Source organism: Rhizorhabdus phycosphaerae, from assembly GCF_011044255.1.
In the GTDB taxonomy this organism is placed as follows: Bacteria; Pseudomonadota; Alphaproteobacteria; order Sphingomonadales; family Sphingomonadaceae; genus Rhizorhabdus; species Rhizorhabdus phycosphaerae.
Genome location: NZ_CP049107.1, coordinates 2,311,126 through 2,322,655 on the forward strand (window position 1 = coordinate 2,311,126; position 11,530 = coordinate 2,322,655).

Genomic DNA, 11,530 nt, shown 5'->3' on the forward strand with positions numbered 1-11,530 from the left:
ATTCTCCTCAGGGCGCGTAGCTGTTGCAACCCCAGCGCCGCCAGTTGCGGGTGCGGGGACAGCGGCTGACGCGGGTCAGCCAGAGATCGAAGATGCGCGGCTCACGCAGGCAGGCGAGATAGCCGCAGCCATGCACACCGAGCGCGACGGGCAGCGCCCAGAAGCTGCGGGTCACCAGAAAGGCCTCGGTCGTCACCGCCAGATTGACGATGAAGAAGCTGTAGGTGACGCCACCGAACATCTGGGGCCGTGTCAGCGCCCGGAAGATGGGGGCCCGGCTGAGCATCGCCGACGCTCAGCGCGCGACGAGCGCGGCGGACTGGATACCGCTGACGATCGCGCTGGCGCCGAACAGGATGAAGCAGCCGAGGATCACGGTCGCGCCGAAACGCCAGTTGATGCGCCCGCTGAGCATCATGAAGCCGACCATGGCCACGGCGATCACCGCCACGGCAGTGGCAACATTGCCCAGCAACGTGCCCTGCAGCCAGCCGAGAGCGGCCAGGATGGGGCCGGAGCCCTGGGGATCGGCCTGCATCGTCATTCTCCTTTCAGGAAGACTGTGTCGGAAGGGGCCCCCGCACGCGAAAGCCGCGCGACGATCGCTTGCACATAGGCTTGGGTTTCGCGGATCGGCGGGATGCCGCCGGCCTTGAGGACGCGCCCGGGACCGGCGTTGTAGGCCGCGAGCGCCTTCTCGACGTCACCGTCGAAAAGGTCGAGCTGCTGGCGGAGATAGCGCGCCCCGCCGGCGAGATTCTGGACGGGGTCGCGCGGATCGACGCCCAGTGCCCGTGCCGTCGCCGGCATCAGTTGGGCAAGGCCAACCGCGCCCGCGGGAGAGACGGCATCGACGCGCCAGCGGCTTTCCTGCCACACCAGCGCCTCGAGGAGGGCGGGGCTCAGATCATGTGCCTCCGCGATCTCGACCAGCTTCGCCGCAAAGGGGACCGGGGCGCGGTACGAAAGCTGGCCGATGATCGCTTCGGCGGGGACGACGACGTCCGGGATTGCCATTCCCTCGACGTCCCCGACAGATCGCTCGGCCAGGCGTTGGGGACCGATGCCGGCGATCGTGCGGATGGAACCATCGAGGTCGATTTCCAGAACATCCGCCCGGGCCGGAGCCCATACCGACAGGGAGAGCAGGATTGCGCCTGCTGCCGGTCTCCCCGCCTTTCTCCGGTGCCTGTGGCCGATGCGGATCACCTCGATACTCCCGTTCACTGTGCGGAACCGAAGATGGGCGAGTCGTTTTGCGGGCAGATTTCAGGTCGGTCGCAGCATTGTAGCGTCTTCTTTGCAGCGACCCGCCGTTCATCGGCAGCATTGAAAAATCCCTGCGACGTTCCGCTGGCATTCGGCGCCGATGAACGCCATTCTCCACCGCATGGACCTGGAAACCCGCATTCTCATCGTCGACGACGATCCGGGCATCCGCACCCTCATGTCCTCCTTTCTCGACAAGCACGGTTTCCGCACCGACACGGCGGGCGATCCGATCGAGATGCGCGACCTGCTTGCGCGGCAATCCTACGACCTGATCGTGCTGGACGTGATGATGCCGCGTGAGGACGGTCTTTCGGCGTTGCGCGAGCTCCAGCGAAACGCCGGCCCCCCGGTGATCATGCTGTCCGCGGTAGGAACCGATGTGGATCGCATCGTCGGCCTGGAACTGGGCGCCGACGACTATCTGGCGAAGCCCTGCAACCCCCGAGAGCTGCTCGCCCGCATAAGGACCGTCCTGCGCCGCCGCCGGATCGATCCCTCGGCCGCCTCGGCATCAGCACCGAAAGCGGAGGGCGATCTTCTGTTCTCCGGCTGGCGCATGAACGTGAACCTGCGGACGCTGAACGATCCGCAGGGCAGCCCCGTGATCCTCTCGGACGGCGAATTCCGCCTGCTGCGCGCCTTCGTCGAACATCCCCGGCGCGTGCTAACGCGCGACCAGCTGCTCGACTATGCGCGGGGCGAGGACAGCGAACATTATGATCGCGCGATCGATGTGCAGGTCAGCCGGCTTCGCCGCAAGCTGGGGGGGCAGGGCGGCCAGGACCTGATCCGCACGGTTCGCAACGAAGGCTATATGTTCGCCCCCATCGTCGAGCGCTGACCATCGCAACATTGTAGCGGCGCCGGCAAAATGCCTGACATCCTCAGGCAAAGCCGGGCCCGGATAGCCCGCACACCGGGGTGGTAGATCACCGCCCCGATGCAGTGACGGAGCTACCATGACCCACCATGACGACGATCATGATCGCGGCCTCGCCCATGATCTGGAGACGATGAGCCGCCAGCTTCTGGGCCGGCGCAGAGCGCTGGGCCTGTTCGCCGGCGCGGGCGTGACCGCCCTGCTCGCAGGCTGCGGCGGCAGCGATTCGACAGCGTCGACCTCGTCCACCTCGACATCCACCGACACGTCGACCTCCACCTCCACCGGCTCCAGCACCTCGACGGGTAGCGGAACCAGTACGGGCAGTTCTTCCTCTGCCACCTGCGTGGCAGATCCGACCGAGACGAACGGTCCTTATCCCGCCGACGGCACCAACAGTTCGAACGGGTCGACCAGCAATGTGCTGACCCTCAGCAGCGCCGTTCGCAGCGATATCCGCTCGAGCTTCCTCAACAGCACCACCACCGCCAGCGGCGTACGCGTCGACATCACGCTGACCATCGTCAATGTGAACGCCAGCTGCGCCGCGCTGTCCAACTACGCCATCTACATCTGGCATTGCGACGCCAATGGCGACTATTCTCTCTACGACCTGCCGACGGAAAGCTATTTGCGCGGCATCCAGGTCACCAATTCGAGCGGCCAGGTCACTTTTACGACGATCTTCCCCGGCTGCTACTCGGGCCGCTATCCGCATATTCACTTCGAAGTGTTCAGCAGCCTCGCCGGCGCGACCAGCGGGCGGGCAGCCGCGCTCATTTCCCAGTTGGCCATGCCACGCAGCGAATGCGCAGCGGTTTACGCGACCAGCGGTTACAGTGACAGCTCGCGCAACCTGGGGAATATCACGATCGCCACCGACAATGTCTTCGGCGACAACACAGCGGCGCAGATTGCAGCCCAGACGCTCACAATGTCCGGCAGCGCATCGGCGGGCTATACCGCTACCGCGACCATCGGGCTGGCCCTGTGACCGCCGGGCGGTCGCCTCTACGACCGCCCCCTCATTCCCCGTTGGCCGGGCGGTCGCGATTGTGCCGATAGGCGCCGGCCGCGCGCCGGATGTGGCTCGTCGCGATCGATCCGGCCCATTCCGCATCACGCGCCTCGAGCGCCGTGATCAGGTCGAAATGGTCGCTCTGGCTGCGCGCCATGTCCACGGTGGAATAGCGTTCGGCGGTACGGTGGATGACGATCTGATTGACCACCAGCTGCATCAGCTGGTTCAACCGCTCCGACTGGGCCGCACGCATCAGCACGCGGTGGAAGCGGCGATTGCCCTCGACGAAATCGGAAACGCTCGCATCGGGCCGGCGCGTGATCGCTCGCTCGATAAAGGCATAATGGCTCTTGAGCTCCTCGATCTGCTCATCTGTGATGAAAAGCGCCGCGCGCTGGGCACAGTGGCTTTCGAGATAGGCGCGGAGAGTGAAGAGCTCCTCATAATCCTCGTCCGACCAGACCGGCACGAACACGCGGTTGGTATCCGAACGCTGCAGCAGCATCTCGGCGACGAGCTGGGCAATCGCCTCGCGGACGGGCGTCCGGGACATGCCGCAATATTGGGCGAACTCGTCTTCGGGTACGAACTGACCCGCAGGAAAGTGCCCCGAGAGGATCGCTCCGCGGATAAGTCGATATGCCTGTTCGGATGATTTGGACATCGGCCCCCACGAGCGGTGAATTGTATACGATCAGCGGCGGCGCCTTACCAAGAGGAGCGGACGCTTTCCACCCGCTCCCGCATGGCTTCGCTTACAGGAAATGATCGCCTCCGTTGGGACTGATGCACTGCCCCTGGAAATGATCGCCATCGCTGGAGGCGAGGAAGACATAAGCCGGCGCAATGTCGTCGACAGTTGCGAGTCTGCCTGTCGGTATCGCGGCACGAACCGCCTCGATCACCGAGGGCGGAACCGCGTCGAGGATCGGGGTTCGCGTGGCGCCCGGCGCCACGCAGTTCACCCTTATCCCGCGCTCGCCGACTTCCAGCGCCAGCGACCGGGTGAAGGACAGGATGCCGCCCTTGGCCGCCGTATAGGCGGACAGGCCCGGCGCGCCCTTATAGGCGAGCTGGGACGCGGTGTTTATGATCCGCCCCGCATTGCGGGCATACATGCCGGGCAGCACCGCCTTGGTGACAAGAAAGGTGCCGCGAAGGTGAATGCCGATCACCCTGTCCCAGGTATCGATCGACAGGCTTTCCACCGGATCGGCATGGCCGATCCCCGCATTGTTGACGAGAATGTCGATATGGCCGGCGAACGCTTCGGCTTCCGCCACCAGCGCTTCGACGGAGGCCGGATCGCTGACGTCCGCACGAATGGCGATCGCCTGCGCTCCGCAATCCGATGCGCGGCGAGCGACGTCTTCGGCCCGCTCCCGCTCCCGCTCGTCGGGGTAGTTGACCACGAGATGCGATGCGCCCTCGCTCGCGAAGGCAAGGATGACCGCCTCCCCGATGCCCGAACTGCTGCCGGTGACGAGCGCGGTCTTGCCCTGCAGTCTCATGGCGTCTCCTCCTGAAGGGAGTGGCCGGGGTTGGCCCGGCCACTCTTGTCGCGTCAGAAGTTGAAGCCGGCTTCGACACCGATGGTGCGCAGCTGGCCGGGGGTCGAGAAGGATCCGCCGAACTCGGGGGCCGGGATGACCTCCTCGAGGTAACGCTTCTTGAAAACGTTGTTGACGAACGCCGTCAGGCGCCAATTCTGCGACTTCACGCCGGCACGCAGGTTGAGGATGCCATAGGCATCGCGCTGCGACTTCGAATAGTCGCCCGTGCCGAGACCCGGGAAGAACACGTCGAAGATCGTCCGGCGCTTCTGGTTCTGCACGACGTGGAACCAGGTCGGGCCGGTCAGGCGATAATCGGCCTTGAAGGTAAGGTCGAGCGTGTCCGAAACAGGCTGTTCGAGCTGCAGGCCGGCGTTGAGCGTGTAGTCGGCGGTGTAGGGCGACTTGTTGCCGACCGTGTCCGGACGAACCGTGTTGCGCAGGATCTTGCTGTCGAGCACGTTGCCGCCCACCGTCAGCGTCACGCCGCGAACCGGGCGATAGACGACGCCGAGCTCGGCGCCCTGAAGGCGGACCTTGTCGATGTTCGAGACCACGCGCAGCAGGCCGAAGGTGCCCGTGTAGAATTCGAAGAACTGCATGTCGCGAACGATGTTGCGATAGACCGCACCGTCGATCTGCAGCTTGCCGTCCGCGAGCCGGAGCTTGAAGCCGGCTTCGATCGCGTTCGACTTCTCCTTCTTATAGTCGTCGGTCACGCCGAGGTTGGAGCCCAGCAGCTGGTTGAAGAACTGGTCGATGATCGCGCCCGAGCCCTGGCTGTTGAAGCCGCCCGCCTTGAAGCCCACGCCATAGTCGACGTAGAGATTGACGTCCGGCGTCACCTCATAGCGCGCCGTGAACTTCGGCTGCGCCAGCTGGTAGGTCTTCTTCTTCGGCACGAGCGATCCGACCGAGAAGCCCGGGTTGATCGGACCGCCGGTGACCGGATCGAGGACGTTGGGAACAAGCGGCTCGACCTTGCGCTCTTCGCGGTCATAGCGCAGCGCGCCGGACACGGTCAGCTTTTCGGTGGGCTTATATTGCAGCGAGCCGAAGGCCGCATAGGCATCGGTCAGCAGCTTGTCGTCGAACAGCTGCGACGTCGGGTTGATCGAGCCCGGCGGGTTGTACAGCGTGTCGAGCGAGCCCTGGCCGGTATCCTCGTTCACCGCCACGCCATAATGACGGTTGATGTGGAGGTAGTAGGCGCCCACCGACCAGGACAGCGGACCGTCGGTGGTCGAAACGAGCCGGACCTCGGCGCTGATGTCCTTCTGGTCGCGCACCGTGACCTGGATGCCGTCGCAGGTCGTCGGACCGAAGGGACCGAACAGCGACGCGGCCGGCGTCGGGCCCAGCGCCAGCGGAGCCGGCAGGGTGACGCCAGCGGCGAACAGGGCGGCCGTGCTGGCAATACAGGACGGCCGGTTGTTGAAGCGGCCGAGCGAGGCGGCGGAGGCGTCGCCGACAAGCGTCTCGTCGATGTCCGAATAGGACACCCAGCCGGTCAGCTTGGCCGTATCGAATTCGTAATCGGCCTTGATCGAGGCCTCGACCGTCCGCTGGTTATCGCGGTTCTTGATGTTCCGCTGATAGTTGAAGCGGGTGTGGTCGTTCACGTCCTCGAAGAATTTCGGGCTGTTCAGACCGGTTGCGAAATCGGGAAGTGCGAAGATCGCCTCGAAGTTCAGCGCGGCTGCGTTGACCTTTCCGTAGCGCGCCTTCATGTCGACCGACAGACGGTCGGTCGGATCATAGACGAGGCGTCCACCGACGCTCCAGCCTTTGTAATTGTCGACGATCTTGCCCTGCACGTCCTTGGTCGGACCGTTGTTCCGGTAGAAACCGTCGGTATGACGATACTGACCGAACAGGACGAAGCCGAGCGTGTCGCTGAGCGGGCCGGAAACCGAACCTTCTGCCAACTGGCCGTTCTGCGTCGCCAGATAGCCACGGCCGCTCGCTTCGAGCGTCTTGCCGGGCTTCTTGGTCGAGAGCACGAACGCGCCGGCCGTGGCGCCACGGCCATAATAGGCGCCCTGCGGACCCTTCAGCACTTCGAACTGCTGCAGATCGCCCTGATACTGGTTCACTGCGGCGGTGTTGGTCTTGAGAATTCCGTCGACGACGAGCGCGACGTTGTTCTCTGCGTCGCGTGCGCCGTTGACGCCGCGGATGTTGATCTGGGCGTCGCCGACCTGCGCGGCGTTCGACACGATGGTCACGCCCGGCGTGAAGGCGATCGCCTGTTCGGTCGTGACGATACCCGATGCACGGAGATTATCGGCGGTAAGGACCGAGACCGATGCCGGAACGTCTACGAGGCGTTCATTCTGACGACGGGCGGTGACGGTGATTTCCTGCTGCCCTTCGACAGCCCCCGATGGTGTCTCCTGCGCCTGAACCCCCTGGCCCCCGAAGGCCAGCATCGCGACACTACCGAGCAAAACAGCGCGAATCTTCATCATAGTCGGCTCCCCTTTTGAGCTTCCCCCTGCGCGGCATCTCTTTTCGTTACGCTCACTGTGCCGCGAATCAGGTCGTTCGTACACAAAAAAGTTGTGACTGTATAAAATCGCTTTGCAAGTCCTTTGTTTTGGGTCCCGATTTTCGTCCCAGACCGCTGTTTTTCGGCCACACGCAGAAAATTAGTGCACAAGGATAAATTTTTGGTACACAAAATCGAGCTGGTCGGCCAAGGTCGGCACATCCAAGCCCTGCCACTGATCCAGTCCTGAGGGAGGCTTCATGAAATACGGTGTGTTTCTGCCAAGCGCGCGTAACGGGTTCACCATCTCCGAAGCTGCGCCGCTTTACGATCCCAGCTTCGAGCATAATCTCGAGGCGACGCTGGAAGCCGAACGGCAGGGGTTCGATTTCGCCCTGGCGATGATGAAGTGGAAGGGTTTCGGCGGCACCACCGGCTATTGGGACGGCTGCCTCGAGACCTTCACCCTGTGCGCCGGCATGGCCGCGCGCACGTCGAAGATCCAGCTGATCCCAAGCACCACCCTGCTGACCACCCACCCCGCCGTCTGCGCCCGCATGATCGCGACGATCAACGACATTTCCGGTGGCCGCTGCGGGCTGAACATCGTCACGGGCTGGAACCACATCGAATATGAATCGATGGGGATCTGGCCGGGCAGCGACTATTATGAGCGCCGCTACGACTATGCCGCCGAATATATCCACGTCGTCAAGCGGCTGTGGACCGAGGACGAGGTCACGCATGACGGCGAGTTCTTCAAGCTGAACCGTGCGACCGTGTCGCCCAAGCCGGCCAAGATGCCGACGATCGTCAGCGCCGGGCAGTCGCCCAAGGGGCTCGATTTCACGGTCAACAATGCCGACTACAGCTTCGTGATGACCGGCACGGAGAACCTCAAGAAGTTCACCGCCAGCATGAACGAGAAGGCCGCCGCCGTCGGTCGCGAGGTCGGCACCTTGCCGCTCTATGCGGTCGTGACGGGCCGCACGGACGCCGAGGCACAGCGCCTTGCCGACGATGTCATCGCCAAGGCCGACCGCTCGGCAATCGGCAACATCCTCGGCAGCGCCGCGCTCGACACCAACGAGGGCGGTTCGAGCTCGCACCTGCAGGCCGCGCTCGACCTGCCGGCCGAACAGGGCAACATGGCCTTCATGAGCTTCCCGCTCCTCTGTGGCACGCCCGAGACGGTGGCGAGCAAGATCAACGATATCGTCGCAGAAACCGGCGTTCCCGGCGTGATGATGAGTTGGCTCGATTTTACCGCAGGCATTCGCGAATTCGGCGAGAAGATCGCGCCGAAGGTCAGATATTGAACGGACACCATCCAGTGACGATTGATCGCATCAGCTTCGTCGAGGTCGGACCTCGCGACGGGCTCCAGAATGAAAAGCAGGTCATCGAGACCGCAGACAAGATCGAGCTCATCCGCCGCTCGATCGACGCGGGCGCCCGCCGGATCGAGGTGACCAGCTTCGTGAACCCGCGCCGCGTACCCCAGATGGCCGACGCCGACGATCTTTGCGCGCTGCTGCCCGAGGCGGACGGCGTCAGCTATATCGGTCTTGTGATGAACATGCGCGGCGCCGAACGCGCCATCGCCACGAACCGTCTCCACGAGCTTGGCGCGGTGTGCGTGTCGACGGACAGTTTCGCCATGGCGAACCAGGGCCAGACCAGCGACGAATCGGTCGAGGCCGCGAAAGCCATAATCCGCGCCGCGCAGGACGCCGGCCTGAAGGGGCAGGTGACGATCGGTGCCTCCTTCGGCTGTCCGTTCGAGGGCGAGGTCGATCCCGATCGCGTCGTCGCCATGGCCGTCGCGCTGGCGGAAGCGAATCCGATCGAGATCGGGCTGGCCGATACGATCGGCGTCGCCGATCCCGCGAGCGTTTCCCGTCTGGTGAACAAAGTGGCCGAAGCGATTGCGCCGATTCCGGTGCGTGTCCACTTCCACAATACGCGCGGCACCGGCATCGCCAATGTGTGGGCGGCAGTACAATCGGGCGCCACGATCGTCGATGCTTCGCTTGGCGGACTGGGCGGATGCCCCTTCGCCCCCGGAGCCGCCGGCAACGTCGCCAGCGAGGATGTCGTCTATATGCTGCACCGTGCAGGAATATCCACCGGGCTGGACCTTGCCCGCCTGGTCGAAACCAACGCCTGGTTCAGCGAGATCATGCAACGCAAACTTCCCGGGATGGTGGCGCAGGCGCCGCTCTTCCCCAAGACCGTACAGGAGTAGAAACGAATGGGTTATCGCCTGGGCGTGGACGTCGGAGGAACCTTCACCGATCTCCTGCTATTCGACGTCGAAAGCGGAGCCTTCTGGCGTCACAAGACGCCGTCGACTCCTCACGACAGTTCCGAAGGCATCCTCAATGGCGTCGTCGCCATCTGCGAGAAGGCGGGCGTAACCCCGGCCGATGTCGAGTTCTTCCTGCACGGCACCACCGTCGCCACCAATGCGGTGCTCGAGGGCAAGGGATCGCGGGTCGGCCTGGTCACGACCGAGGGCTATCGCCACATCATGCAGATTGCCCGCAGCTATGTGCCGGGCGGCCTCGCGGGATGGATCGTGTGGCCCAAGCCGCAGCCGCTCGCCGCGCTCGAGGACACCGTCACCATCAAGGGTCGCATGAATGCGGACGGCCAGGAAGTCCGGCCGATCGACGATGCCGACATCCGCGCCCAGCTCGAAGTGCTGAAGGCACAGGGCGTCGAGGCGATCACGGTCAGCCTGATCAACGCCTATCTCAACGGCGCGCACGAGAAGCGCGTCGGCGAACTGGCCGCCGAGATCATGCCGGGCGTTCCGGTCTCGCTCAGCCACGAAGTCTTGCCCGAAATGCAGGAATATGAGCGCACCCTGACGACCGTCGCCAATGCGTCGGTTCGTCCGGTGGTCGGCAAATATGTGTCCAATCTGCGCAACAAGCTCGCCTCGGCGGGCATGGCCGGCAAGCTGTCGCTGCTGCGCTCGGACGGCGGCCTTATGTCGGCGCAGAAGGCCGAGGAGCATCCGGTCAACATCCTGATGTCGGGCCCGGCCGGCGGCGTCACCGGCGCGATCTGGGTCGGCCGCAATGCCGGTATCAAGAACATCCTGACGCTCGACGTCGGCGGCACCTCGACAGACGTCGCGCTGATCGAAAATCTCGAGGCACGGCGCGTCCGCACCACCGAAGTCGGCCACCTTTCGGTCCGCGCCTCGGCGCTCGACGTGAAGACGGTGGGCGCCGGCGGCGGCTCTATCGCCTATGTGCCCGAACTGACCAAGGCGCTGCGCGTCGGCCCGCAGTCGGCGGGTGCGGTTCCTGGCCCGGTCGCCTATGGCAAGGGCGGCACGCTGCCGACCGTGACCGATGCCAATGTCGTGCTCGGCTATCTGCCCGAGGCGCTGCTTGGCGGCACCTTCAAGCTCGACCGCGAGGGCGCCAAGAAAGCGGTCCAGACGATCGCCGACGCGCTCGGCATCGGCCTGATGGAAGCCGCACGCGGCATCATCGACATCGTCAACGAGAATATGTTCGGCGCGCTGCGCATGATCTCGGTCCAGCAGGGCTATGATCCGCGCGACTTCGCGCTGATGGGCTTCGGCGGAGCCGGCCCGCTCCACGTCAACGCTGTCGCGCGGCTGATGGGCAGCTGGCCGGCCGTTTCGCCGGTCAGCCCCGGCGTGCTCTGCGCGCTCGGCGACGCCACGACCCAGATGCGCACCGAGACGGCGCGCAGCTTCTCGCGCCTCGCCACCCACACCAAGGCCGAGGAACTGATTGCCATTCTCGACGAGATGGCGGAGCAGACCCGCGCCGAGCTCAAGTCCGATGGCGTTCCTGACTCGGAGATCACCAGCCAGTTCGAAGTCGACGTCCGCTATGCGGGCCAGGCGTTCGAGGTGCCGCTGACGATCAGCTCCGACCTGCTCCGCGAGGACGGCATCGACGGCATCCTCAAGCGCTTCGACGAAGAGCATCACCGGCTCTTCACCTTCAACATGGATACGCCGCACGAGATCGTGAACCTGCGCGCCGTCGCGCTGGGCCGCGCGCTCGATCTGCCGGCAGCCGAACTGCCCAAGGGCGACGGCAATCCGATCGCCGCCAAGATGCGCGACCACAGCCTGTGGATGGACGGCAAGGAGCAGCCGGCGGTCATCTATGACCGGTCCAAGCTGCGCCAGGGCGACGTCATCCCCGGCCCGGCGATCGTCATCGAGATGGACTCGACGACGCTGATCGAGAGCGGCTGCGTCGCCACCGTCGACCATGTCGGCAACATCCTGATCAACCCGGCCTGAGGGAGGGGAC

Annotated in this window: 11 protein-coding genes; 5 read left to right on the forward strand and 6 right to left on the reverse strand. The window is 64.5% G+C overall.

The features are described from left to right. Positions 1 to 7: 7 nt before the first annotated feature. From G6P88_RS10555 to G6P88_RS10565, 3 genes are read right to left on the reverse strand one after another with little or no spacing between them, the layout of a single operon-like run. Positions 8 to 286, reverse strand: coding sequence for a VirB3 family type IV secretion system protein (locus G6P88_RS10555; RefSeq protein WP_165323119.1), 279 nt, complete (start codon positions 284 to 286; stop codon positions 8 to 10). Positions 287 to 295: 9 nt separating this feature from the next. Then, positions 296 to 544: a TrbC/VirB2 family protein gene (locus G6P88_RS10560; protein ID WP_165323120.1), complete on the reverse strand. Its 249-nt coding sequence runs from the start codon at positions 542 to 544 to the stop codon at positions 296 to 298. Further along, positions 541 to 1,209 carry a lytic transglycosylase domain-containing protein gene (locus G6P88_RS10565; RefSeq protein WP_226946518.1) on the reverse strand — a complete coding sequence of 223 codons (669 nt, stop codon included), beginning with the start codon at positions 1,207 to 1,209 and terminating at the stop codon, positions 541 to 543. Before G6P88_RS10565 ends, G6P88_RS10560 begins: the two co-directional genes overlap by 4 nt. A 160-nt stretch (positions 1,210 to 1,369) precedes the next feature. Here G6P88_RS10565 and G6P88_RS10570 point away from each other — a divergent pair, with 160 nt between their 5' ends. Both G6P88_RS10570 and G6P88_RS10575 read left to right on the forward strand, forming a co-directional pair. Next, positions 1,370 to 2,113 carry a response regulator gene (locus G6P88_RS10570; protein WP_226946519.1) on the forward strand — a complete coding sequence of 248 codons (744 nt, stop codon included), beginning with the start codon at positions 1,370 to 1,372 and terminating at the stop codon, positions 2,111 to 2,113. Between the two features lie 118 nt (positions 2,114 to 2,231). Continuing rightward, on the forward strand, positions 2,232 to 3,146 hold the full coding sequence (locus G6P88_RS10575) for a peptidase associated/transthyretin-like domain-containing protein (protein WP_165323121.1): 915 nt from the start codon (positions 2,232 to 2,234) through the stop codon (positions 3,144 to 3,146). Between the two features lie 31 nt (positions 3,147 to 3,177). Here G6P88_RS10575 and G6P88_RS10580 read toward each other — a convergent pair whose 3' ends face one another. The 3 genes from G6P88_RS10580 to G6P88_RS10590 form a co-directional block, all read right to left on the reverse strand. Continuing rightward, positions 3,178 to 3,837: a GntR family transcriptional regulator gene (locus G6P88_RS10580; protein ID WP_165323122.1), complete on the reverse strand. Its 660-nt coding sequence runs from the start codon at positions 3,835 to 3,837 to the stop codon at positions 3,178 to 3,180. Between the two features lie 91 nt (positions 3,838 to 3,928). After that, a complete protein-coding gene (locus G6P88_RS10585) occupies positions 3,929 to 4,684 on the reverse strand; it encodes an SDR family NAD(P)-dependent oxidoreductase (RefSeq protein ID WP_165323123.1) in 756 nt (251 codons plus the stop codon). 53 nt (positions 4,685 to 4,737) lie between these two features. Next, a complete protein-coding gene (locus tag G6P88_RS10590) occupies positions 4,738 to 7,197 on the reverse strand; it encodes a TonB-dependent receptor (protein WP_165323124.1) in 2,460 nt (819 codons plus the stop codon). Positions 7,198 to 7,477: 280 nt separating this feature from the next. On the opposite strand from G6P88_RS10590, the gene G6P88_RS10595 reads away from it, so the two are divergent. The 3 genes from G6P88_RS10595 to G6P88_RS10605 are packed head-to-tail and all read left to right on the forward strand — an operon-like array spanning position 7,478 to position 11,520. Further along, positions 7,478 to 8,536 (forward strand): LLM class flavin-dependent oxidoreductase, encoded by a 1,059-nt coding sequence (locus tag G6P88_RS10595; protein ID WP_165323125.1) that lies wholly within the window; start codon positions 7,478 to 7,480, stop codon positions 8,534 to 8,536. A 20-nt stretch (positions 8,537 to 8,556) separates the two neighbouring features. Further along, on the forward strand, positions 8,557 to 9,465 hold the full coding sequence (locus G6P88_RS10600) for a hydroxymethylglutaryl-CoA lyase (RefSeq protein WP_425594493.1): 909 nt from the start codon (positions 8,557 to 8,559) through the stop codon (positions 9,463 to 9,465). 6 nt (positions 9,466 to 9,471) lie between these two features. After that, positions 9,472 to 11,520, forward strand: coding sequence for a hydantoinase/oxoprolinase family protein (locus G6P88_RS10605; RefSeq protein ID WP_165323126.1), 2,049 nt, complete (start codon positions 9,472 to 9,474; stop codon positions 11,518 to 11,520). The last annotated feature ends 10 nt before the right edge of the window (positions 11,521 to 11,530 follow it).